Origin of the sequence: Streptomyces sp. NPDC006872, from assembly GCF_040635845.1 — a bacterium.
Classification (GTDB): domain Bacteria; phylum Actinomycetota; class Actinomycetes; order Streptomycetales; family Streptomycetaceae; genus Streptomyces.
In genome coordinates this window covers 1-24,201 of the sequence record NZ_JBEYIL010000030.1, presented here as the reverse complement: position 1 = coordinate 24,201, position 24,201 = coordinate 1, and the positions used below count along the sequence as shown (strand labels likewise).

The 24,201-nt window shown below is 69.3% G+C and carries 13 protein-coding genes and 2 pseudogenes; 8 read left to right on the top strand and 7 right to left on the bottom strand.

Translation table 11 applies throughout. From position 1 onward, the window contains the following. Positions 1-756: 756 nt before the first annotated feature. On the bottom strand, positions 757-1,377 hold the full coding sequence (locus ABZ725_RS48835; protein WP_358808843.1) for a hypothetical protein: 621 nt from the start codon (positions 1,375-1,377) through the stop codon (positions 757-759). Between the two features lie 91 nt (positions 1,378-1,468). Here ABZ725_RS48835 and ABZ725_RS48830 point away from each other — a divergent pair, with 91 nt between their 5' ends. Next, on the top strand, positions 1,469-1,714 hold the full coding sequence (locus ABZ725_RS48830; protein WP_358808842.1) for a hypothetical protein: 246 nt from the start codon (positions 1,469-1,471) through the stop codon (positions 1,712-1,714). A gap of 185 nt (positions 1,715-1,899) precedes the next feature. Here ABZ725_RS48830 and ABZ725_RS48825 read toward each other — a convergent pair whose 3' ends face one another. From ABZ725_RS48825 to ABZ725_RS48805, 5 genes are all read right to left on the bottom strand, one after another. Then, entirely contained in the window at positions 1,900-5,250 is a 3,351-nt protein-coding gene (locus tag ABZ725_RS48825) for a hypothetical protein (RefSeq protein ID WP_358808841.1), read from the bottom strand. Beyond that, positions 5,243-11,827 carry a neuraminidase-like domain-containing protein gene (locus ABZ725_RS48820; RefSeq protein ID WP_358808840.1) on the bottom strand — a complete coding sequence of 2,195 codons (6,585 nt, stop codon included), beginning with the start codon at positions 11,825-11,827 and terminating at the stop codon, positions 5,243-5,245. Before ABZ725_RS48820 ends, ABZ725_RS48825 begins: the two co-directional genes overlap by 8 nt. A gap of 382 nt (positions 11,828-12,209) precedes the next feature. After that, entirely contained in the window at positions 12,210-13,739 is a 1,530-nt protein-coding gene (locus tag ABZ725_RS48815) for a hypothetical protein (RefSeq protein ID WP_358808839.1), read from the bottom strand. After that, positions 13,739-14,659, bottom strand: a complete 921-nt coding sequence (locus ABZ725_RS48810; protein ID WP_358808838.1) for a glutathione synthase — start codon at positions 14,657-14,659, stop codon at positions 13,739-13,741. The genes ABZ725_RS48815 and ABZ725_RS48810 overlap by 1 nt, the downstream gene beginning before the upstream one ends. Beyond that, positions 14,656-15,429, bottom strand: coding sequence for a hypothetical protein (locus ABZ725_RS48805; protein WP_358808837.1), 774 nt, complete (start codon positions 15,427-15,429; stop codon positions 14,656-14,658). Before ABZ725_RS48805 ends, ABZ725_RS48810 begins: the two co-directional genes overlap by 4 nt. Positions 15,430-16,056: 627 nt before the next feature. On the opposite strand from ABZ725_RS48805, the gene ABZ725_RS48800 reads away from it, so the two are divergent. The 7 genes and pseudogenes from ABZ725_RS48800 (at position 16,057) to ABZ725_RS48770 (ending at position 22,411) form a co-directional block, all read left to right on the top strand. Further along, entirely contained in the window at positions 16,057-17,244 is a 1,188-nt protein-coding gene (locus tag ABZ725_RS48800) for a M12 family metallopeptidase (RefSeq protein WP_358808836.1), read from the top strand. After that, on the top strand, positions 17,241-18,233 hold the full coding sequence (locus ABZ725_RS48795) for an MvdC/MvdD family ATP grasp protein (RefSeq protein WP_358808835.1): 993 nt from the start codon (positions 17,241-17,243) through the stop codon (positions 18,231-18,233). The genes ABZ725_RS48800 and ABZ725_RS48795 overlap by 4 nt, the downstream gene beginning before the upstream one ends. Continuing rightward, the gene (locus ABZ725_RS48790) at positions 18,230-18,571 is read left to right on the top strand and encodes a hypothetical protein (protein ID WP_358808834.1); all 342 of its coding nucleotides are present in this window, start codon (positions 18,230-18,232) and stop codon (positions 18,569-18,571) included. Before ABZ725_RS48795 ends, ABZ725_RS48790 begins: the two co-directional genes overlap by 4 nt. A 1,040-nt stretch (positions 18,572-19,611) precedes the next feature. Beyond that, positions 19,612-19,794, top strand: a pseudogene (locus tag ABZ725_RS48785) (transposase); the annotation flags it as partial. A 36-nt stretch (positions 19,795-19,830) separates the two neighbouring features. Then, positions 19,831-20,201: pseudogene (locus ABZ725_RS48780) on the top strand (transposase); the annotation flags it as partial. Positions 20,202-20,684: 483 nt separating this feature from the next. Then, on the top strand, positions 20,685-21,953 hold the full coding sequence (locus ABZ725_RS48775) for an IS110 family transposase (protein WP_358808833.1): 1,269 nt from the start codon (positions 20,685-20,687) through the stop codon (positions 21,951-21,953). A 17-nt stretch (positions 21,954-21,970) separates the two neighbouring features. Further along, positions 21,971-22,411 carry an IS5 family transposase gene (locus tag ABZ725_RS48770; protein ID WP_358808832.1) on the top strand — a complete coding sequence of 147 codons (441 nt, stop codon included), beginning with the start codon at positions 21,971-21,973 and terminating at the stop codon, positions 22,409-22,411. Positions 22,412-22,557: 146 nt separating this feature from the next. On the opposite strand, the gene ABZ725_RS48765 is transcribed toward ABZ725_RS48770, so the two are convergent. Then, complete coding sequence (locus tag ABZ725_RS48765) at positions 22,558-23,235, bottom strand: alpha/beta fold hydrolase (RefSeq protein ID WP_358808831.1); 678 nt, start codon at positions 23,233-23,235, stop codon at positions 22,558-22,560. Positions 23,236-24,201: the final 966 nt, after the last annotated feature.

The following is a 24,201-nucleotide window of genomic DNA, read 5'->3' as shown; positions in this document are numbered from 1 at the left end:
AGCCGGCGCCCACAGCACATCCCCCATCCGGTACCCCTCGGCGACACGCCCGGGATAACACGGGCGACTGCTCCAGTGCGGGGCGCAGTGCGCCCACTTGCCCGGAGGCTCCGGCCGCATCGCGAAAAGGCCTGCCGCATTGCCGCCCGCGCGCGGTCGATCAGCCTTCCGCGGGGGTTGTCGGTGCGCCCCCGCAGTACCAGGCCCGTCGTTGCGCGCGGCGCATTTGAGGTCCGGGAGACGCCGGAGCCGAGCGAGCGGGCGACTCCCGCCCGGCATAGCCCGAAAGGGACGAAACGTCCGTCCAGGGAGTCCGCTGCGACTGCTCAGACGCACGTCGTGGCTGAGGGCCATCTCGGCCCATGGCCTCACCCGTGCGAGGTCGGATATCGAGAGCTTCCGAGTGTGAGCCGGGCACCGGTGACCCCGACAACCGCGACCAGTCCTCTGGGAAGGGCGACTTCCGACGGACACCACCTGCCACGCGGTCGGCGTGGAGTCCGGGGGCGGGTTCCGGCCGCAGGCCCGGACTCGCACGGCGGCGCCTGAGGCCGCTCGCCTCACCTGGAGACGATCATGATCGACTTCGCCCTCAACATGTCCCCCATCAAAGGTCAACCGCAGCCGTGTGCCGATGCGCTGCTCAGCAGCACGCTGTTCACAGCGGCCTGGGCGGACAGCGGCGTCGGCATCAAGGGACGGCATGTCGACCCCACCGGCACGGCAGTCGGGCAGGAGTTCCCGGTCAGCGACACATCACCGGCCGACGACACGGAGCGACGGTGGCCCTTCGCGGACTCCACTGGAGTGCAGACCTTTGTGGTCTGGATCGAGCAGCCGCCGTCCAACCAGCCCCTCCGGGCTCCGCACGTCGTCCTGCGACGGATCATCGACTCGCAGCCGGTCGGACCGCCGGTGCAGGTCGGCACCGGCTCCATCGATCCCGCGTGGCCGCCGACGGTCACCCGAACGATCGACGGCGGCTGCCTGGTCACCTGGACGGGCGGCGGCGCGCAGCAGCGCATCCGCGCCCAGCGGTTCGGCCCCGACGGCCGGAAGGAGGGCAGCGAGATCGCCGTCAACACCAGCGAGGCCCTCCATGGCGAGGCCACCGTGACGCTGCTGAGCAACGGGGACTTCGTCGTCGGTTGGACCGATGGCCAGATGTCGGGCGGCGGCGGATTCGTCTACCGGGTCTTCACCTTCGACGGCACACCGCGAACCGGTGAGATCCACACCGACGTCACGGGATTCGGATTCACGGGCCGAAGCGTACTGACGGCCCTCGACAACGGACGATTCGTCGCCTCGCACGTTGACACCGAGTTGGCCAGCGACCCCGACGCGATCCAGACCGCCGCCGTGGCCAGCCAGCATCTTGGGAGGTTCACCGCAGAGCTTCCCCTTGACGACCGCACTGACAGTGCTCCCGGGCGGGCGCTTCGTCCTCGCATGGATAGAGCAGAGCGTGAACCTCGACATTGCCGTGCCGACGGTCATGGCACAGCTGTGCTCCGACTCCGGGTCCTTGATCGGGCCAAAGGTCCAGGCTTCCCCCGGCGTCGCGACGGACCGTGCCGACCTGAGCGTCGCAGCCCTGTTCGGCAGCGACACGTCGCAGAAGGTCTTCCTGTCCTGGACGAGCAGGGCAGCCGACTTCGACACCTCCATACGCGGGTGCGTGCTCACCGCCGATGCCGACGGGCTGTCCTGATCCTCCTCACCCGTGCTCCGGCCGCGCGGCACTACTGCCCTGCTTACGGCCATCAGCCATCGTGGCACTCGACGTAGCGCTCGTCCGGACCGGACGGGTTCGCGGGGCGTCGTCCGCGCCGAGGACCGTCGGGCCGCGCCCCGGCCGCGATCGGCGCAGGCCGGGGCACGCGATCTCGTTCGCGGTCAGGTCGCTTTGCCCTTCCAGGTGAGGATCATCCACAGATCGGTAACGGTGCCCGCGTCGAAGTGCAGTGTCGTCTCACCGACGGCCGCGGGCAGCGGGATGTTGACGAGCCGGCCCCTGAACAGGCCGCCCAGTGAGTCGTCCCGGCTGAGCGTGTCACTGGCCGAGTCGGGCTCCGGCCCCGCGTGCACGTTGATCACGTCGGCGTCCGCCGGCCCGCGGGCCAACAGCACAACGTCTGTGGTCTCCCGGCCGCGTCCCGCCGACCAGTACGGATAGTGCTCCTCGCACAAGGTGACGGTCAGCCCGGGGCGATCTCCCGCCTCCGCGGCGAAGCGTGCCCACTCGCTCGGGAACTCCATGCGCATCGCGTACAGACGTGCCGTGCCACTCGCCTCCGCCCGGTCGATCGACTGCCTGAGATGACCGGTGGCCTGGTCACGCAGCACCTGGCCGCCCTCACGGGCCGTGTACTTGAGGTGCAGGACGACATCGGAGACGGTGTCGTAGTCGAACTGGCGCAGCTCTCCCGGGAGTTCGATTCGCCAGGTGCTGATGGCGCCCGCGCCTTCGAAGGGCAGGGGGCGGTCGTCGGATGCCGAGGCGGGGAACATGCCGTCGTCATCCCGGGCCGTACTGGTCACGATGGTCTGGATCGCGCCGGAGTAGTCCTGGAAGCGTTCGTCGTCGCCATCGAGGCGCCGGTAGTCGGCGCCGGTCGCGACCGTGCGGATGGAACTGCGCAGGAGGGAGAGCGTGCAGTTGACGCTGGTGTAGGGGCCTGCCACGGCGGGGATCGACACGCTTACGTGCCTGAGGCGGCGCATGTAGTGCCCGGGGCAGCCGAGATCGAAGAGGGATTCCGGGACCGTGATCTCGCACGTGCCGGTCTCCCGCAGTCGCACGAGTGCCAAGGGGTCGAGCTGGTTGACCGAGACGTGCCGCACCAGCTCGAACTCGCGATGCCGGTTCTCCTGGTAGGCCACCTCCAGCCGGCGCAGGTCCAGTGCGAGGGAGTCGGCCGCGAGCAGGCCCTTGCGCCCAGCGTTCCAGTAGTCGCCGCGGACGAACTGCACGGCATCGAAGTCGGGCTGCATCAGCTCCCGTTTGAGGGTCAGTTCGGCCTTGCGGGCGACGTCGAGCGCGAAGCGGTAGTAGTCGAAGTAGACGCGGGTCAGTTCCCCCTGCATCCAGCCGTACAGCTCCTGGTTGGTGTATTTGTCCTTGAGCAGGGCATCGAGCTCCGACAGATCTGCGATCTGGGCCCGGGTGCTGAGGTATTCACGGTGGGCGGCCTGTTCGGCGATGACCGCGCCGAGCACCTGGCGCCCCAGGTGCATGAGTTCGTGCGCGGCGAGGTTGCTCTGCAGTCTCCATTCGTCGGCGCGGCGTTCGAATGACGCCGTGCGCGCCGCCATCCCGGCCTGGTCGTGCTCCCAGGCGGCCTTCGTGCGGACGATGCCCGCGGCGATCTTGCTGATCGCCGCCAGTTTGCTGCCGCCGAACACGTTGCTGTGCAGGCCCAAGCCCCAGAAGTGCAGGTCGACGTCGATCTCGGGGATCAGGGTGACCACGGAGGCGACGGTGTCGAGGATCGAGGACGCCAGGTTCAGGTCTCGGGCCGCCGGGAGGTGTTCGTTCAGCTCCTTGTCCTCGTTGACGGTCAGGTTCAGCGCTCCGGGGCTCGATGCACCGGCGCTGGTCGTCGGGCCGCCTCCCGCGAGTCGCAGTTGCGGATACGTCTGCAGCGAGAACGGCAGGTCGAACTGGAGCACCAGTTGCCGATAAGCCTCGTCGAAATCCTTCTCGGTGGTCAGTTTCGGCGCCTGGTCAGGTGCGGCCGGCCGCGGGACGACCAAATCGCCGACATCGGCGAGCCCGGGATCGAGGCCGAGCAGACGCACGTGGTACCGGAATCGCTCAAGCGCGATCGCCCGGCTGCGCAACAGCGCGTCCGTGGTCTCCTGAGCCTGCCGCCAGGCCAGGTAGCGCACGTCCTGGGCTCGCTGGTGGACCTTCAGCTCATGTCCCTGCCGCAGCAGGGCGATCGCCTCGGCGTCGCCCTTCTCCAGCGCGCCCAGCAGTGCGTTGCCGAGCGCCCGCACGTCGTCACAGAGGCCGCGGGCGAGCTGGAGGAACGTGTGACCGCGCACGGAACCTGCGGGATTAGCCAGTCCGGCGGTGGCGGCACCGGTGTCGACGCCGGCCGCGGCCGCCTTGACCAGCAGACCGGGCTCGATCGCGGGCTCGAAGAGGGAGAGTTGCCGGACGACACCGTCGAGGCTCATGCAGTTGCGGATCTTGTACAGCCGGTCGGTCACCCGGTCCCAGTAGGCGAGCATCCGCTGGTTGCGCGGAACGCAGAAGTAGGGCGCGCGGGCGATCCAGTCGTGTGAGGCCGCCGAGTCGCCCGGGGTGGCCGACGGCGGCGCGGGGGCGAGATTGAACGGGAACTGGCTCTCCAGCTCGACCAGGACGTTCCCGATCTCCTGGAGCCGGGCGGCACGTAGTTGGAGGAAGCTCTGAGGGAGCCGCTCGCCCGGCGCCGGGAGGTCCTGGGGCCTGGGCCCGAGGATGTTGGAGGCCAGCACGTAGCGCTGCGTCGCCTCGGTGACCGATTCGGCGGTGTCCTCGCGGAACAGGCTGTCACCCCAGGCGATCAGGTTGTCCAGGTACTTCATCACCACTTGGTACTGGTAGGCGATCACGCGGGTCGCCGCGACGCGGTGCGGTTCGAAGGGGAACCGCCTGATGGCGCCATAGCCTTCCAGCAGGGTGTTCTTGGTCCGCTGCTGCTCGGCCGACAGCTCGGCGTCGGGCGTGCTGAGCAGGTTCACCACCTGGGTGATGTTCTGCGTCCCGGCGTTGTGGCGGAAGGCCAGGAATCTCCAGTAGCGTGCGGGACCCTCGACGCTGGTGTCGTTGCTGGTGGGATCGAAGATGTAGTGGAACCACCGTTGCGCCTCCGCGAAGCGCTGGTTGTTGCTCAGGTGGACGGCGATCGACAGGGGAACGTGGAACAGCAGTTCCCAGTTGTAGTTGGCGTACGGCCCTCCCGGCCGGACGTCGATGTCCTTCGAGAACGACGTCACCAGACCGGGCGCGGCAGGTGTGTAGAAGCTCTCGAAGAAGCCGGGTGCCGTGAGCTTCTGCTCCTGGTATTCCGGGTCGAGCATGCCCGCGACGGACCCCTTGTTGAGCCGCTCGATCAGCTCCCCCACGTAGGGATGGAAGAAGTTCTCGAAGGTGTAGGAGAACTCACCGGCGGAAGCATCGGCGAGGGTGGTGGAGGCACCGAGCCGGTTGTCCCCGTGCTCGTGGAATCCGGAATTTCGTCCGGGATCAGGCATGGCTCGGCCTCCTCGTGCGGTTCGCGGGCGTCGGTCCGCCGACCCGTCCCGTGGCGACGATCTCCACGTCGCCGTGGACCAGGCTGCGCGGCGAGTCGATCAGGAATTTCAGGGGGGCATCGGTCGCGGTGTCCGGCGGCGTCGAGATCGTGGGGATCCTCTGGGGGATCGCCTCCGGCAGGGGGAGCCCGAAATGCGGGCTGTCGGAGAACGGCGTGGTCCGCCGGAGGGGCGTCACATAGAAGGCGTGTCGGTTGTCGCTGTACAGGAAGGGTGCTTCCCACGGGTTCTGGATCAGGCTCTGCTGATCGCCGTCGGGGAAGTAGCTGACGTGGAACGGCGAGGAGACGCGGTACGACGTGCCGTCCCGCACGGTGATGACGTCCTGCGGGATCTCTCCCTCTTCGGCTCCCACGTAGGAGATCCGCAGGGTGGGGGACGATGCCTCGATGTGACGGATGAAGCGGGCGAAGCTGTCGACGTCCAGGGGTTCCTGTGACCGGTCCTCCTGGCGTTCGGGGAGGCTGTGGGTGTTGTAGAACAGGAACGAACTCCCGTTGCCCTGTCCCTGGATCCGGATCCGCAGGGCGTCCGATTCCAGGGTCTCGCCTTCCAGGGTCTCGCCGAGCACGAGCAGGTCGCGGCGGAACGCGCCGTCACCGGAGATGTCGAACGGCCTGCCGAATCCGGTCGGCATGGTCATGTTGGAGGTCTTCGGCGGCTGCCATTGTCCGTTGTAGTGCTCGCTCCAGCACAGCGCGGCCTGCGGGAAGAGCTTGACGTTCTGCGTACCCTCGCCCTGCACTTGGCCGACCCTGAGATCAGTGAGAGACGTGCCGGCCAGGTCGGGGGACATCGGCTGGGCGGGCGGGGCGGTGTTCAGGAGCTTCAGCCAGAACAGCAGCAGCCGCCCCTTCCACAGCACCGGTTTCACCGGGTTGTCCTCGATGTCGAGGTTGATCTGCTCCCATGCCGTCCAGGAACCGGCCTCTCGCCGGCGGTAGTAGTACTTGCGCTGGGCACCCGCGGTCCGGGCGATCACGTGGGCGACCTCGTCCCCGAGGTCCTTGTCGCCCTCGTCGTAGTGGATGGCGCACGGTTCGAGCTTGGCGACCTCCTCGAGCCGCGACAGGTAGCCGAGCAGCGCGTTGGCAGCGGTCTCCTCGGTGATGTCGCTCTGCAGCAACTCGCTCAGCGCCTGGCGGGACGCGGGCGACTGATCGGTGCGCAGTTCGGGCTCGAGCCAGTTCTCCGGCCAGAGGAAGATCTGCCGGTTCGCCTCCCACAGCCGGTACCGCTTCATCCAGTTCCAGCGTGACGTGTCGAACGTCGCCGCGGGTACGTCGGGGTCCAGGTTCATGAGGGCTCGCTCGACGAACAGCTGCACCGCCGAGATCGCGTTCCGAACCCGGGAGGTCCGCACACACGGTTCCAGCCGGACGTCCATCAGGAAGAACTCGAACAGCTTGTCCGCGGTGTCGACGTGTGCGGTCTCCGGTCTCGATCGCAGTTCGCGCAGGATGTACGCGACCAGGGCGTCCCGGCGCCGGGCGCGCAGGGGATTGTTGACGGATGTGAGCACCTCGAGCCAGCCCGCCCCGTGTCGGGCGCGCAGCGCGGACTGCACGAGCTGCACGGCTTCGGCACCGGGGTCCGGGGTGACGGCTGCGATCAGGGTGTCGACGGACGTGCCGAGCGTGGCGCCGAGGGTCATCGAGTCGGCGACCTGCCGCAGCACGGAAACGTCACCCAGGTCGCCGGGCTGGAGCCCGCGATGCCGCAGCAGCGCCGTCAGGGAGCCCTCGTTCCATCCGCTCACGTCCGTCAGCGTGGGCCTGCGGTTCCGGGTCCGGTCCCCGGGCGACTGGAGCGCCGCCAGTGCGTCGCCGTCCAGTTTCAGGGCCGTGCGCAGGCGGGAGAAGTCGAGGAGCGCGTCCAGGACGGCGCCGAGCTGCGGCTTGTCCGAGTCCGCGAGCACGGGCAGGGTGTTCAGCCAGCCCACCCCCTGGACCGCAAGCCGGTCGAGCCGGGCCAGATAGGTGATTCCTCCGGTCCCCAGCGAGAACTCCTCGACGAGAGCCTTGGCCGCCAGGTAACGGGTCAGGACCTCGCTCAGCCCGGCGACCGCGGCCTTCCCGTAGAGCGTTCCGGGCGGTACGGCTTGCCATTCCTGCCCGGCTCGCTGCCATTCCAGGGCAGGCGGCCCGGTCTCCGCGGCGCCGACCGTCAGGCTGACGGCGAGCGGCCGGTTCGCCTGGAGGTCGACGGCGTCCCGGGTACGGAAGGAGCCCCCCTCGTCGACCAGCACCGTGTCGGCTCCGTCGAGGGTGAGGGTGACGCCGGTTCCCGGGCCGGGGCGCACGCGGATCTGGTACCGGCCGGTCTCCGCGACATCGACGTACCCCTTGTACACGGTCGTCGAGTCACCGCCCGGATCGGCGTCCAGGCCCGGTTCACCCGCTTGGAGCAGCACGGCGAGAGCCGCCTCGTCGCTCTTGGCCGGTGCGTGGACGGCCCGCGCGTCGGTCAGCAGCGCCTCGGCCAGGGCGAGCGGGGTTCCCGTCCCGGCCACCACAGCCGTCAGAGCCTGGGCCCGCCGGCGTGCCTCGCGCACCGGCTTCACGACGCTGCGCAGCAGTGTGCTCCGCCGGGCGGAGGGTGCGTCGGGCGAGGTGAGGTAGCCGAGCAGGAGTGCCTCGAAGTCCGGATACCGTCCGAGAGATCCTTCGATCGCCGGTCCGGCCTGGGCGAAGACGGTGTCGTGGGACCGCTTGTCCTCACTCGAGGCGAAGAGCGCGTCAACAGCGCCGGCGAAACCCTGGGGGGTGTCCGGTACGGCTTTCAGCGCATCGCGCGTCGCGGCGGCGAGCGGCCCGGCGAAGGAGAGGCGTTCGCGGTCGGCGTCGTAGGCGATGCGGCACCCGGCCGCCCTGACCACGGCCTCGGGCAGCGCCGGAGCCTCCTGCCGGTAGGGCACCTCGACCACGGCCGACCGGCTCAGCAGGCTGGTGAAGACCTGGGCGGCCTCGGGCCCGTACCGAGTGGCGAGCAGCGTCTGTACCCGGTCGTCCGAGGTCGGCTCGTCGGTGCGCAACTCGCCGTCCACCAGGGCCCAGCGGCTCCGGAGGTCACGGAGCAGCGGGAGAACGGTGTCGTCGGGCCGGGATCCCTCCGCGGGAAGCCCGGTCGGCCAGAGGGCCGCGACAACCGCCTCCGCCGTCGTTCCCACCAGTGCCAGTGCGTCCAGGCGGTCGAGCAGTTCGATCAGCCCCGCCTGAGGGCGGCCGTCCCACTGGAAGGGATCGATGCCGGTCAGCCTGAGGAACCGGGTGAACTCGGGCTGCCCCAGTCCCAGTACCCGCGCGAGCCAGGCCCGGCGGTACGCCGCGCTCACGTTTCCCAGGGTGAGCGGCGTCAGGTCGTCAAAACCCAGATCGTCGACCAGCGTCTTGAAGTCGTCCGCCGACACGTTGCACGCACCCCGTACCGCGTCCGCGTGCAGGAACAGGCGCTGGGCGGGATCGCGCAGGACGTCGCCGAAGCCGTTGTCGGCGAACACCTCGGTGTCGGCGCCGCCGGTCAGGAACAGCCGTCGGTACAGCGCGCCGGGGCCGTACGTATCGAGGTCGGCCCAGCAGGCGAGCAGGTGCGGGAGGTGGTCGTCGGGGTTCAGCGAGCGCCGCTTCAGCACCGACACGACGGTGCCGAGCCGGTCCAGGACCGTGGCGACACCGGTGTCCAGTCCGGCCAGGGTCACAGCACCGTTCTGCTCTCCCTCGACGCCGGCGGGGAAGAGGGCGGTGAGGGCGCTGTCGGTCTGTTCGATCGTCCAGCCGAGCGTGCGCCACAGCCGCACGAAGCGGACCAGGCGGACCACGTCGACCGGTTGCAGGGCCGCAGCCGCGGGATCGGGGTGGGCGCGGCGCACCCGGAACTCGTCGAACGCCGGAGTGGCGGCTGCGCTTCCGCCGCCCGTCGCGGGTGTGGGCGGCACGGTGACGAGCAAGCTCATGATCCGGCTGTGGTTCGCCTCGTCGGTGGCCCATGCGACCACATCGCCGCCGTACGCACTGCGATCGAGGTCGGGCGGGAGCATGGCGGTGAAGTCCGCGGCCGACAACGTGCCGTTCTTGAGCCGCTCCAGGTCGGTGAAGGAGACGTTGAGGCGGGCGATGCGCGGCCTGAGCGTGACGCCCGGATTCACGAACCTGGTGCCGAGGACTCTGCCGACCTCGTCGTACGTCAGTCCGAGGCGGGTGGCCCAGGTCCGCACGAAGGACAAGTCGTCCAGGATCCGGGCCGCAGGGGTGTCGTCGGGGTATCCGAGCAGCTTCGGCAGCGGCACCGAACTGTCGGTCAGCAATTGCGCCTCGGGGGGCGAGATTCCGGCCTGCTCGTGGGCGATCTCCCGGAAGCCGTAGCCGTCCGCGTTCACCGGCTGGTCGTTCTTCCGCAAGGCGAGCATGGCGTCCGCCAAGGTGACCCCCAGGCAGGTGAAGAGCGCCCGGAGGGTCTCCAGGTGTCCGTGGAACGGCAGCGGGGGTGGGAACAGCGCGGTGCGCAGCGGCTCGTATGCCGCTTCGTCGACGAATTCCGCCTGTGCCAGGAGCTCTTCGGGGGGCCGGTCGGCGGGCGTGCTGTGGCCCTCGAATCCCTGGAGCGAGAGCGTGTGGGCGACGAAGTGCTCCAGCGTCTCGTTCACCAGGTCGATGTACGGCAGGGGGGTTTCGGTGTTCTCGCAGCTCAGCGGCAGGTGTCCGATGTCAGGTCGGCGCGCCAACAGCACGTCCAGCGGATTCTTGGGCGCCTTGGGCAGATCGATGAAATGGAGGAGGTCCACCAGGTACGCCGCCGGGCTCAGGATGGACCCGCAGTGCTCACAGGCTCCGACGTTCAGCGACCCGAAGAGGCCTTCCAGGGTCGGGGAGGCGACCACGCCCACCGGCGCGTCGGAGGTGTCCGGGGCCGGGGTGATCGGCGCGTGGAGTCCGAGTGCGGGCGCCCCGCGTGTGGCCAGGAATCCGGTGGCGATATGGGCCACCGTGTCGGAGATCTGCACGGCGCGGGCGTGGACGGCGCGCGCACCGCGTTCCCCGAGATCGCCGGCGTGGGCCGCGATGAACTCCGCCTCGCTCATCCCGGCGACCTTGGTTGCGGAGTCGAGCCCATCGGCGAGCAATACCGCGAGGGCGTCGTCGTCAGGGGTGAGCTGGTACACGCGCTGCAGTCGCTTGATCGCTTCGAGCGTCCGTGCGTCGTCGGGCGCGGTCACATCGTCGTTGCGGGCGATGAACCGCTCGACCGGCTCCGCCCCCAGGTCGAAACGGCCCGCATGCGCGGAGAGGAACCTGGCGACGTTCTCCCTGACGTCGGGGTCGGCGGCCACTGCCAGGTCGCCCGCGGACACCTTCGCCGCCATGACGGTGGCGGGGTGGCTCAGCCGGACCTGGGCGGCCAGGAAGTTCGCGTAGTGGGCCTTGCGTTCCCCGGGCTCTGCGCCGGGCACACCGTCCGGCACGGTGTCGTCGAGAAGATCCAGCCAGCGCTCGTCCCGGAAGTACGAACGCCGGGCCAGGTCCTCGGTGTCTGTCAGCGGACCGTCGGGGTGCCGCTCCTCTGCCTCGTGCAGGGCTTTCACGAGCGGGGCGTTGTTCAGGGTGAGCACGCCGAGCCGCCCGTCGAGCTGAAGCCGTCGGCGGTTCTCCGGGCCGAACGAGGACTCCACCTGCTCCCAGAAGGCCGCCCCACCCTCGGGCATGGCGACCCGGAGCCCGGCGAAGGCGCGCTTGCCGTCCTCGTCACCGGGAAACGTACGGTCGAGCAGCTCGCCCACGAAGGAGGAACCGGCTTCCCCCCGCAGCATCGTGCTCACCGCGTGCTCGGCGAACGCCGACAGCGCACCGGGAAGTCCGGCCTCGGCGGAGCGAGGCACGATGCCCAGGCCGATGGCCTCGCGCCAGACAGCCTCGACCTTACGGATGTCGGTGCGGTACAGGACGTCCGGGACGGCGGGAAGCCCCGCACGGAGCAGGGCGTAGAAGAGCGGCGCCCCGATGGAGCCCTCGCTCGCCGCCTCCAACTGGTCGGCCTGTGCCGCCATCGCCACCGCGCGTGCGTCCCATCCGGTCTTGTTCGCCAGGTGGGTGACGTCCTGCCTGGTGTCCGACTCCTCGATGAGACCGATGCGACCGGCGACGAACGGCCGCATCGAGCGTTCCAGGGCCTCGTGCTCGCTGTCGAGCGCGGTCGAGTCCGGTTCCACCTCGACGTCCAGCTGCACCACCGGCGCCGTGGTCCCGTAGACCACCGGGGACTCGCCGATGAACGTCGCCGTCCCGTCTGCGCTCGTCCACACGCGGGCCTGGAGATCGGGCGCGCGTCGTGCGGTGTCCGCGACCTCGACCCGGAAGGCGCCGTTCTCGTCGGTGACCCCGGTGCCGACGCGGACGTCCTGCCCGACGAGGCAGTCGACGATCTCCACGAAGAGCCCTGCGGACCCGTTGCGGCCCGGGGCGAACACCCGGCCCTCGGCAACCGGACGCCGGTCGGCCAGCGGCGCTGGCTCAGCGGGATTCATGGTCTCTCCTCTGGGTCGGCGGGGTCGGCGACGATGCCGGCGCCCACTTGGGGGCGCTCCGTGGCGCGGATGAATGTCCGCCCGATCAACACGTGCTCTTCATCCGCAGTGATGTCGACGTCGTCGAACTGCTGCTTCTTCTCCGGAGTGACGGGGGCGGCCTGGAACTGCCACCCCCACACAGCCGTGCGGGGCCCGTCAGCCGCGGCGGAATCGTCGGACTCATGACCATCAGGCGGCCTCCACCCTTCGCGGCGACCGTGCCACGGGCCCGGTGAGGCCCGGTCCGCGCTCGAAGGGGCACCAGGACGCGTCGGGTGTCCGCCCCAGGACGTGGTGCGCCAGGACGACATGCATCGCATCTGCTCCGGAACGGCGGATGTCATGACCGGCCCGCCTCGGAGCCCGTGGATCCGGCCGGGGCTGCGGGATCGGCGACAATGGTGGCACCCACTTCGGGACGCTCCTCCGGGCGGATGAAGGTCCGGCCGAGGGGCACCTGGGCATCCGCCGGGGCTTCCTCCGGGGCCTCCTCCGGGGCCTCCGGCAGCGATTCGTGCCGCGGAGGGTCGCCGGGGCCGGTGTGTTCCAATCCCTTGAGGGACGTCTCTCCCTCCTTCTCGAACATCTGGTCCTTGCTGTCCTTGCGCTCCTTCTCCTCCTTCTGGTCCTTGTCGAACTTGGCGTCGGCCTCGTCCTTGGACTCCTTGCCGTCCTTGTCGTCCTTGTCGTCCTTGTTGAACTTGACTTGGTCGGGGTCGTCCTTCTCGTCCTTCGCGTTCTTCTGCGCTTCGGCGGCGTCGGGCTCGTCCTTGGCGTCCTTGTTCTCCTTGGCCTCCTTGTCGTCCTTGCTGTCCTTGTCGTCCTTGTCCTCCTTCTCCTCCTTGGCCTCCTTGGCCTCCTTGGCCTCCTTCTCGTCCTTGGCGTCCTTGCCGTCCTTGGCCTCCTTCTCGTCCTGGTCCAGGAACGCGCGGAAGAAGGCGACCTCGTCGTCCCAGTAGGGCGGGAGGACGTCGAAGACCGACCCCAGAGTCGGATCCTGGCGCGGTCTGGTGATCCACACCGTCCCCGCCGCCCGCTCGCGGACGGCCAGATCGGCGACCGTCCGCATCGTGTCCGCGTCCCGGCAGTCGTTGATCACGTGCACCCTGCTCCAGCGCCCCGCGGTGCCCGGGTCCCACCATCCCGGCACCCCCGGGTTCGCACCAGGACTGCAGGCGTCGCGCGCCTGGAACTTCGTGCGATAGGTGAGGACGCCCGCCTCCCACAATTCGAGGAAGTCGGCTTTCAGCCTGTCGCGCACCCAGGCATTGCCCGGCTGGTTGTCCGGGTACTGCGCGACCTGGGCGAACAGTTTGTACCCGGTGTCGAATTGGCGGACGAACCGCTGGTAACCGACGTAGTTGTCCGGGATCCCGGGCACGTTTCCGGGACGCGCCGGGTCGGTGCAGTCGACCGGGCCCGAGTCGAGGTAGATCCCGTCGATCCGGTCGCCGTGGAGCCTGTGCCAGGCGTCGATCTGCTCGGCCACCGTGGCGACCTGGTGTCCCGGTCTGAGCGGGTCGTCGAGGTGTGCTCCCACGACCCCGAGGGAGAGCTTGCCGCCCGCGACGTAGACGCGCCCGAAGACGAGCTGCTCCGCGGCCCGGCACGCGTCGAACCGCGCAAGCAGTTGGCTCAGCCTGTTCGCTCCGTCCGTCGTACCCGGATCGATACGGCTGTAGGGCTGGTCGGCGACGACCAGCCGGACGACCGGGCCCGCCTGCGCGACGCGGTCCCACTGCCGCATAGCCCAGTCCCAGTCGGCGTGGGTGCCGGCGGTGTCGATCACCCGCCCGTCGAAGGGGAAGTAGCCCCAGACCGCCATCCGGGGTCCGGTGAGCCGGGGCGGAACGGTCGGCTTCCCGGCCATCAGACGGCCTCCGCTTCATGTAGTAGCCGGGCCACGGTTCCGGCGATGCCCTGGCCATGGCGGTCGTAGAAGGTGAACGCGGGCGAGGGGTTGACCTCGAAGCAGTACCAGGCCCCCTCGGGGGTCCGGCGCAGGTCGATCCCGGCGAGCCGGAGGCCGGTCCCGGCCGCGAGCTCCCGGCATCTGTCGGGCAGGTCGTCGGGCAGGCAGGCCGGCTCCAGCGACACCTCGGCGCCCTGCCGTGCGGCGTAGCGGTAGTCGTCGGCCGCGGACTCGATCCGCGAGCAGAAGACGTCGTCACCGACGACGTGCACCCGGTAGTCGACGCCCGGGACGTACTCCTGGAACTGGGTGGGGCACCAGGCCAGGTCGTCGAGCCGCTCGTCGTCGGGCCGCAACCGTGAGACGACGCTGCGGACGCCGCTCACCGACTTGTAGACGACGCGCTCGCGGTCGGCCGCGAAGGCCCGGACCGCGTCGGCGTCCGTGGTGACGAGGGTGTCCGGTACCCGGAAGCCGTGGGCCCGGATCGTCACGGACTGGCGCGGTTTGGAGCTGTTCCCGGCCATCCGGCTCGGCTGGTTTACGACGCACGCGTCCGTGAGCTCGCACCACTGCCACAGGCTGTCGTCGAACTCGCAGGCATGCCGGCACTCGTCGCTGTCACGCCCCGCGCGGGCGACCGCGCCGATCCGCCAGGCGTCGTACGGACGCACGTACGCGGCGGTGACGTCCTCCAGGTCGACCCGGGTGTCGCCGACGGTGATCGCCCCGCCGACCCGGTCGCCGACCTCGACGCGGATCCCGGACCGGAGTACCGCGCGCTGGTCGACCAGCACCACCGGTGCGTCACGGCGGCGCAGTTCCGCGTGCACGTGGGCCAGCGGGGCGTCCTCGAGCAGTCCCCACAGCAGGATCACCGGGTCACGCTCCTTCCGGATCGGGGAACGGACACGGCGCCGAAGCGCTCGAAGTGGTCGAGCAGGGCGTCGGTCACCCGGAGATCGAAGGCGTTGGTCCAGGGATGGGCATCCACGAACCGGACGTCGGAACCGTGCTCCTCGAACACCGTCGTAAGCATCGGAACGCCCGCGGCCGCCGCCAACGCCTTGGCGGGGCCGGCCACTCCGTGCGCCTCCCCGCCGATGCAGCGGTCGCCGATCACCGTGACCTGGATCCCGGCGCCGCCCGACGGCGAACCGTGTGCCCGGCTGCCTGGGGAGCCACCGCAGTTGCCGTCGTCCGGCAGGTACGGCGGCAGCTCGCGGCTGCGCGGACGCACCGGCACCCCCAGGCGACGCGCGGTCAGCACCCACTGCTCGGGCCGCCACCCCGGCCCGCACAGGCCGGACGGGGCCGGCGGGTTGAGGACAGGGCAGGGGAGCACCGAAAGCCAGTAGTTGAGGAACGCCGACATCTCGCTCGCGGCGTAGTCGCGGTCCTGCGCCCGAATCCTCCTGATCTCCCCGGCGGTCACGGCGGGAAGCCGTGTCACCACGCCGACGAGCTCGCCGGCTTCGACCACCTCGCCCGAGACGACGGCTCTGGAGGCGGCCGGGTTCTCCGTGTGGACGCGCCAGCCCGGCCTCGACAGATCGTCGACCGTCAGCAGCCGGGCCCGTCCGGCCCCCCAGACGTCCACCAGGCGGCGCGCCCCGATGTCGCGGGGAGAAGCGAGCACGACGATCATGGTCGGACCTCCCCGGTCGGGGACGGACGTGATGGCGTGGCGCGGCACGGGCGCGCCTTCATCCGGCAACCTCGGTCATGATCAGCTCCGTCTCGCTCGTGGATGGCAGGGATGCCGGGCCGTTCCGGGCGCGACGCGTGCACCCGCGTGGGCCGGCGCACCGGCACCAGCCCGTCACCGTTGTCGGCGGCGTGGCCCCGGCGCCCGTGGCGCACTGACGGCGAATCAGCCACGGTGCCGCCGGTCCGCCGACGCCGTTCGTTCCTCCTCCGCAGGGGCATGGGCCTACTCAGGTCGCCCTCGCAGACCACCCCGAACTGCGATGATAGCTGTCCGTAACTGACTGCGTACTCTTGATGCATCCCGGCGGACCCGGATTCATCCCGATGCCCCTCGGATAGCGCCCGATGCGGCACCCGCGAGACCGGGGCACACCCGCCCATAGGGCATCACCGGATGCTCGTGCACGCCCCCGGCGCAAGGGCGGACGCGTGCCTGCGCTCCGGAACACCGCCGCGGGACCCGGGCCGTGTGCACGAATCCCACCCGCACGGGCGTAGGGGTTCCACCGGCAGCGAGGGAACAGATCACGCGAGACATGCCGCCACCCGTACGGACAGGTGAACCATGACCCCGAGTGCGCCCACCCCGAAGAGCCGGTCCAAGAAGCCGGACGCCCGCAAGACGACCGCCGCCGGCGCCAGACGCACGGGCGCCTCGGCGCGAGGTCGTGGGGGACGCAAGGCGGACTGCGAGCGGCGCTCCGGCCCGGTCGCGGGCACCGCGATCCTCCGCGGGGCGACGTTCCGAGCCAAGGGACTCCAGTACGCGGACGTCGACGGGCAGGCGATCTACGAGGGCGACATCGTGCTCGGTGCCGTTGCGGAGCTGCGGGACACGACGTCGACGGCCTCCGACGAAATGATCGCGCACGGAGTCGGCATCACCGGACAGGACGTCCGCTGGCCGGACGCGACCGTGCCGTTCGCCATCGACCCCGCCCTCCCCGACCCGCAGCGGGTCGCCGCCGCCACCGCCCACTGGGAAGCCAACACCCGTATCCGCTTCGTGGAACGCACTCCCGCCAACGCCGGGCAGTTCCCCGACTTCGTGACGTTCGTCCCCGGCGACGGATGTTCCTCCACCGTGGGCCGGAAAGGCGGCGAGCAGTTCGTGACACTCGGCCCCGACTGCACCATGGGAAACGCCATTCACGAGATCGGCCACACGGTGGGGCTGTGGCACGAGCAGAGCCGGGAGGACCGCGACCTGTTCGTCACGATCGACTTCACCAACATCGATCCGTCGATGCAGCACAACTTCCTGCAGCACATCAGCGACGGCGACGACCTGGGCTCGTACGACTACGGCTCGATCATGCACTACCCCCCGACGGCGTTCGCGATCGACGGCAGCCGGCCGACGGTCATCGCACGCCAACCGCTGCCGCCCGGTGTGGTGATGGGCCAGCGGACCCGCCTGTCACAGGGCGACATCGACGCGGTGCACGCCATGTATCCCGCGCCCGCCGCCACAGTGAAGGAGGTGTCCAAGGATCCCTTCGTGGAAATGCCCGGAAAGCCGGTCTTCCAGGACCTCCCCTCACCGGCGCACACCACTCCGTTCGTCCTGGCCACGCCCCACCAGACGCACGCGGCCACCGGCCAGCCCGACGGCCTGGCCGACCAGGTGCGTCAACTGGTCGGGCACGTCGGCATGTTGCAGCAGAGTCTGACGACCGTGGTGGCGAACCAGAACCTCCTGGCCTCCCAACTCGGGGCGATCGTCGCGAGCGGCAACCGGCCCGCTCGGTGATTCTGGTCGTCTCGTACGACGAGGACCACACCGTCGAGGTCGTACGCCAGCTGGACGCGGCCGGGCACGAGGTGGTCCGGGTCGACCTGGCCCACTTCCCGGCCCATGCCGGTGTCACGCTCCGCTACGGCAACGGGGGGCAGTCGCATCACGAGCTCACCACCGCGGCGGGCGCCACCGGACTGGACGGGTGCCGCGTCGCCTGGTGGCGTCGGGCGCGTCCGTTCACCGTCGAGCACACCCTGTCCGCCGCCCGGGACCGTGAATTCGCGGCCTCCGAGACCGCACAGGCGTTGCACGGCATGTTCCACTCGCTCACCTGCGCCTGGGTCAATCCTCCGGCGTGCGACGGTGCGGCACACCACAAGCCGTACCAGTGGGACGTGGCGCGCCGCCTGGGTCTGGCACTGCCGCACACCCTGGTCACCAACGAGCCGGAGCAGGCCCTGGGTTTCATCCGCGAAACCGGCCTGGGCCGCACGGTGTTCAAGGCTTTCCTCGCCCGTGCCGACGCCTGGCGGGAGACCCGTCTCGTACGGCCCGAGGATCTCGCGCACCTGGAGACCGTGCGCTATGCCCCGGTGATCTTCCAGGAGTTCGTGCCGGGGGTGGACCTGCGGGTCACGGTCGTCGGCGACCGGGTGTTCGCCGCCGAGATCGACGCCTCGGCCACCAGCTATCCGGTCGACATGCGGATGGTCCTGGACGAGGCGGCGGTCCGGCGGGGGACGCTCCCGCCGTCGCTCACCGACACCCTCCTGCGCTTCATGCGCCGCCTCGGACTCGTGTACGGCGCGATCGACCTCCGGCGACGCCCCGACGGGGAGTACGTCTTCCTCGAGGTCAATCCGGCGGGGCAATGGCTGTTCGTCGAGGAGCGGACGGGACTGCCCATCACAGCCGAGGTCGCCGGACTCCTCTCACGCCTCGACCGCCTCGACCACGAACCGGTCGCGGCGCCGCGGCACTTGGCGGGGAGCACGGGATGACCGGCACCGTCCGGGGCGTCATCGTCCTGCCCGTCGACGCACCGGGAGGCAGGACGGCCCGGGTCCTGGTCGAAGTCCGGAACACGTCCGTGGCCGACGCGCCCTCCGTCGTCGTCGGCTCGCAGGTCCAGACGGGCGTACCGCTGACACCCGGGGGGCGCATCCCCTTCACCGTCGTCATCCCTGACCTCGACCCGCGCGACACCTACGGGCTCCGGGTCCACGTCGACCTGGCGGGTACCGGTCTCGTGGAGCGGGGGGATCTGATCAACACCCAGGTCAGCCCGGTCGAGGCGCGGAACGCCGACCGGTTGGTCGCCCATGTCCGTCCGGTTTGAGAGAGCATCCCGACAGGACCGGAATCAGAACGGCGACGGCGACGGCGGCGCACGGCAGTGACGGCCGACCTGCCTTCTCGTACGGCGCACGGCGTGCGGTTGTCCCACCCCACCCGGCGGGCGGCGGGCCGGAGAAGGCACTCGGACTCCGGTCGGTCCGCGGAAGTCGCCGTGCGCTGTGACGCGAGGTTCACCGCGTGAGCCCAGTCGCGCCCGGCGGCCGGGCGCCGCCCTTCGGCGTCGCGAGCGCTGCGGCGCTCACCGGAACGCGGGCAGGCACGGCCGGGCCCGGAACACGCCGCGCCGACACACGGCGAACACGCGCAGTCAGGCCATGGCCCAAGTGGTGATCAAGGGTCTCGGATGCCGTGCTGGATCAAGGACCTGAGTTCATCGACACGAACGAGAGCCAGTTCTCCGGCGAATTCGGGAGCCACCTTCCGAACCTCAAGCCGGCAGCAGGAGAAGGCAGGTGCCCAGCTCAGACCATTGCCGTCTGCAGGAAGCCCTCGGCTGAGGTGGCTCCGGATGTCGGCGGAGAGGTGGCTCCCGTTGGCCTTGAAGAAATTAGGGTCCCCGGCCCCGGTGGCGCTCGCACACCTTCTGTCGTGGCCGCGCGCAGGGGGTAACTACCGTGGGGCTGGCCCCAGTGGAACACCGGCGACCCGGAGGGTGAAGACGTCCGCGCCGCGTCGATGGGGCAGCTCTCCGTCGTCTACGTGACCAACCGGCTCACCCGGCACCTGTCCGTCCTCGACATCATCTGGATCGGGTAGCCACCCAGCGACAACGACCCGCCCCCCGTTACCGTTTTCGTGGCTCCGCAACGGGCCTCCGGCCTTCGGGTCCGGTATGACTTCCCCTCCTGTTGTTCATGATCCGGGGGGGGTGGTGTCACCGGGTCCGGAGGCATCGACGGACCGCTGATGAGGGGCTTGAGCACCGGCCTCGCCCAAGGCCGGAAGAGCTCTCCGTAACGTGGATGTGGCAGCTCGGTGCCCAGGCAAGGCCGGACGAAAGCGTGATGGAGGGGCCTGCGCGTGATCGACACCGGCGACATCGACGTTTTCCTCGGTCTGGACGTCGGCAAGAGCGAACACCAGGCCACCGCCGTAACCCCGGCCGGCAAGAAAGCCTTCGACAAACGGCTGCCCAACACCGAACCCAAGCTCCGCGAGCTGTTCGCGAAACTCCAGGCCAAGCACAGAACCGTGCTGGTCGTGTGTCATCTCATTTGGAGGGTTCGGTAGGCTTCCGGGATGGGGATCGTTGAGCGGCTGGTGCCGGACGAGTTGTGGGAGTTGTTCCAGCGGGTGGTGCCGGAGGTGCCGAGCCGGCCACAGGGAGGCGGCCGGCGTCGGCCCGGTGACCGGGAGGTGCTGGCTGCGATCGTGTTCGTGGCGACGTCGGGCTGCACGTGGCAGCAGCTGCCGTCCGCCTCGTTCGGACCGTCGGGAGCCACGGCTCACCGGCGTTTAACGGAGTGGTCGAAGGCCCGGGTGTGGGCGAAGCTGCATCGCCTGGTCCTGGACGAGCTCGGTTCGCGCGGCGAGCTGGACTGGTCTCGATGCGTGATCGACTCGGTGAACATGCGGGCCCTGAAAGGGGGGACCTGACAGGTCCGAATCCTAATGGGCGGCGAAGCGAGTCATCGCTATCCGAATCCGGAGCGAGAGCTCTTTCGACAGACCGCGAGGCTCGCTTCAGCAGCGGTTCCGGTCAGGACGAAGATCTCATCCGCCACCTGGGCAGGAAGTTCTTTACTGAGAGCGATCTGGTTCCGGCCGGCACCGTTTACAGCCTCCCACTTCGCGAGCACAGCAGTATCTCGCGAGGACGAAAGACCGTCCGAGCGGGTCTCAGCAGGCCCAGGTCGGATCACGTCACCAGACGGTACGCACCGAGCGCTTCAATGGTCGTGGCCTGAGCCAACCGCACGGAGCACCTTTCATCGCGTCGCGAGTCTGAGAGCTCTCACGAAGACAAAGGACCGTGCAGTTCGCTGGGGTTGCGAACGGCTGGTGGGATGTTGTGCCTCGAGCACTTCCATTAGGGAGCACGCGCACCCTGCACAGGCTCTGGCCTGCAGAAACAGCTGAATCTCAGGGAGGCCATGATGGAAATCGCAGGGTTACCACTGCCGGTGTTCTGCGGGGTGGACTGGGCAGAAGACCACCACGATGTCGCTCTCGTCAACGCTGGCGGAACACGGCTGGCGAAGCTGCGAATCAACGACGATGCCGCTGGATTCACCCAGCTCACGGCTCTGCTGACCGAGCACGGAGACAGCAAGGATCACCCGATCCCGGTCGCGATCGAGACATCCCGGGGATTACTGGTCGCCTCTTTGCGCGCGACGGGACATCCAGTGTTCGCAATCAATCCGCTGGCCGTGGCCCGCTATCGCGACCGGCACTCAGTGGCGAGGAAGAAGTCGGACGCCATCGACGCTGCTGCCCTGGCGAACATCCTGCGCACCGACATGGCCGCCCACCGGCCTCTGCCGAAGGATTCCGAGCTGGCCCAGGCGATTGCGGTGCTGGCGCGAGCCCAGCAGGACGCGGTCTGGGACCGGGGCCAGGCACACAACAAACTCCGCTCTCAGTTGCGTGAGTTCTACCCCGCGATCCTTACTGCCTTCGCCAGCAAACGCGAGGGCATCTGCTCGTCTGAGGCCCGGACCATCCTGGCTGCGGCGCCGACGCCCACAGCGGCGGCCCGCCTCACACGCCGACGTCTGCAGTCCCTGCTCAGACAGGCCGGACGCCTGCGCGGCATCGAAGCCGAGGCCGACCGGCTGCACGAGGTCCTCCACCGCGACTACCTCCACCACCCACTTCGGGTCGAGGAGGCCTTCGGCCGGCAGACCACCGCCCTGCTGCGTCAGCTGGAAGCCGCATGCACCAATGCCGACCAGCTCGAAGCCGCCACAAGGGAGGCTTTCGAGCAGCATCCGGACGCCCCGATCGTCTCCGGCTTTCCGGGCCTGGGGTCCCTCACCGGGGCCCGGGTCCTGGCCGAGATCGGCGATGACCGGGCTCGTTTCACCACCGCCGGAGCGATGAAGGCATACGCCGGCAGTGCACCGGTCACCCGGGCGAGCGGCAAAAGCTGCACGGTGATGGCCCGCCGGGTCAAGAACCAGCGGCTGGCCGCCGTCGGCTACGTCTGGGCCTTTGCCTCCCTGACCGCCTCCCCGGGCGCCAGAGCCCACTACGACCGTCGCAAAGAAGCAGGCGACCGCCACACCGCCGCCCAGCGCAACCTCTTCAACCGCTTCATGGGGATGCTCTTCCACTGCCTCCAACACAGCGAGTACTACGACGAGGAGAAGGCCTTTCCCAACCAACCTGGAGGAGACCTCCCAGCACAAGCCGCTTGACGCGTTACCCGCGTGGGATGTCTGTGGATCGGGGCAAGAAGGGCTCGAAGATCCACTTAATCACCGAGCGGACCGGATTGCCCATCTCCATCGGCATCTCGGGCGCCAACCTCCACGACAGCCAGGCCCTCGAACCACTCGTGCGCGGTATCCCGCCCATCCGCTCCCGTCGCGGACCTCGCCGACGCCGACCGGCCAAGCTCCACGGCGACAAGGGCTACGACTACAACCACCTGCGCCGATGGTTACGCCAGCGCGGCATCCAGCATCGCATCGCCCGCAAAGGCATCGAGTCCTCGAAGAGGCTGGGTCGGCATCGTTGGACCATCGAACGCACGATGGCCTGGCTCGCCGGATGCCGACGCCTACACCGCCGCTACGAACGCAAGGCCGCTCACTTCCTGGCCTTCACCAGCATCGCCTGCACCCTCATCTGCTACCGCAGACTCGCCAAATGAGATGGCCTCTAAGCACGCCAACCTCAACTGCCTGGGCCGCTACAGCTTCGTCGCCGGCCCGCGGCGCGAGGGCCTGCGGCCCCGGCGCGACCCGGCGACGTGCACCTCGACGAGGACGACGACACAGAGGAGTGAGCGGCTGTGCGTCAGGAGGAGTCGGGCGGCAATGCGCCGAGAACGGCCGCGAGGCTATGCGGGTCGCGACGGGCGATGTTGTGACCCACGGGAATCTCGTGAACCCGCCAGCCTGAGTCACTGCGCAACCGTTCGGTCAGGGTCACGAACGGGCTGCCTGCCCACGCGCCACCACTGATGAACGTTCGGCCGAGCGCGCGGCCGGGGTTGCCTCCCAGCCTGATCGACTGGACGAAGCTCGCCATTGGATGCGGTCGCGCGCGCGGGTCGAGCCCATCAGGGACTGCGACCCATCGACCGTCGGCGCGGGCGCCTGCTATGAACAACTCCCGGAAGCTGTCGCTGGTCAAAGACCAACACGAATCCCCGTCGTCCGGGACGTAGGCGTCGATGAAGACGAGCTGATCGAGGCGGTCGCCGAGCCGATCCGCGACACCAGCGATCACCATCCCGCCATAGCTGTGCCCGCACAGTGCGAGGGGCGTGTCGTCGCTACGGTCAATGATCTCGGCTACCTGGTCAATATGGGTGTCGAGGTTCGGCGGACGGTCCCAATCGGCTGGGCCGTCCAACTCCAACCCTGACAGGGTCACCGCCTCGACTCGGTGACCGTCTCGGTGCAGCTCGGCGGCCACCGAGTCGAACACCCATCCGCCTTGCCAGCCACCCGGCACCATCACGAACTTCACCGCGTCATCGTAGGTCAGACAGAACCCGACGAATACAGCTGGTGATCGCACGCCTCGGCAGCGCTCCGGCTGGCAGCGGCGAACCGTAAGGCGAATCCGACGTGGGTGACGTACTCGTACTTGTGCAGGGCCGTCGGATCCGTTCACGCCTGGGGATCGCGCGCTGCGCCTCGCACGGCCTGCTCGACGTCGAACCGGTTGAGGCCTCGGGAGAAGGCGTATCGCGTGACAGCGGCCTGCGCGGCCTGGGCGGCTTCGAACCAGACGTGACGTGCCGTTGCCGCTTGCGCTCCTCGTGATCGCTCAGCTGGTGAAGGGCGTCCCGCGCAGCGTTGGCCGCACGCTGGCGTTCAACGAGCGCTTCCCACGACTCGGGGCTTGCGTCGGCACACGGTTCGGCGTCTGGAGCGCGGTCTTTCCGGCGGCCTGGGGAGCGATCGCTTCCAGGGCTGGAGCAGTGGGCTGTGCGGCCAGGAGGACGGAGGACAGACGGTGGGCGTCTCTGGCGCCTTCGGTGTGACTGCCACGGATGACGTGGCCATGAGTTCGGGGCGACAGGTGGGGCGGTTGTGACTGGCCCATGACGGCGTTCGCACGTCCTCAGGGACAGCGGGGAGCTGGCCGTCGTCGTCGAGGAGGTCTTGGTAGCGGTTGTGGTCTGCGCGGGTGGCCCAGAAACGGTGGGTCTTGTTGGGGGTGCGGAACTGAACCGGCACGACGGTGCCGGCTGCGGTGTCGCGGACCAGGTCGTCGAAGAGGACATCCTTGGAGACGGGCGTGGCGTGGTACTTGCCGCAGCGGCGGACGCCGTGGGGGCACGGGAGGCCGGCGTGGAGATCGCAGTGCCAGAAGTCCAGCTTGCGGAAGCCTTAGAGGCCATCTCATTTGGGGTTACCGGTAGCCTGGTTGTGTGTTGATGGTCGAACGCCTGGTACCGGACGGGCTTTGGGAGTTGTTCCAGCGGGT

Coding starts and splice junctions, on each gene's coding strand:
- ABZ725_RS48805 (WP_358808837.1), bottom strand. CDS start 15,429: ATGATCGTCGTGCTCGCTTCTCCCCGCGACATCGGGGCGCGCCGCCTG.
- ABZ725_RS48800 (WP_358808836.1), top strand. CDS start 16,057: ATGACCCCGAGTGCGCCCACCCCGAAGAGCCGGTCCAAGAAGCCGGAC.
- ABZ725_RS48835 (WP_358808843.1), bottom strand. CDS start 1,377: ATGCTGGCTGGCCACGGCGGCGGTCTGGATCGCGTCGGGGTCGCTGGC.
- ABZ725_RS48790 (WP_358808834.1), top strand. CDS start 18,230: ATGACCGGCACCGTCCGGGGCGTCATCGTCCTGCCCGTCGACGCACCG.
- ABZ725_RS48825 (WP_358808841.1), bottom strand. CDS start 5,250: ATGCCTGATCCCGGACGAAATTCCGGATTCCACGAGCACGGGGACAAC.
- ABZ725_RS48815 (WP_358808839.1), bottom strand. CDS start 13,739: ATGGCCGGGAAGCCGACCGTTCCGCCCCGGCTCACCGGACCCCGGATG.
- ABZ725_RS48775 (WP_358808833.1), top strand. CDS start 20,685: ATGATGGAAATCGCAGGGTTACCACTGCCGGTGTTCTGCGGGGTGGAC.
- ABZ725_RS48770 (WP_358808832.1), top strand. CDS start 21,971: ATGTCTGTGGATCGGGGCAAGAAGGGCTCGAAGATCCACTTAATCACC.
- ABZ725_RS48820 (WP_358808840.1), bottom strand. CDS start 11,827: ATGAATCCCGCTGAGCCAGCGCCGCTGGCCGACCGGCGTCCGGTTGCC.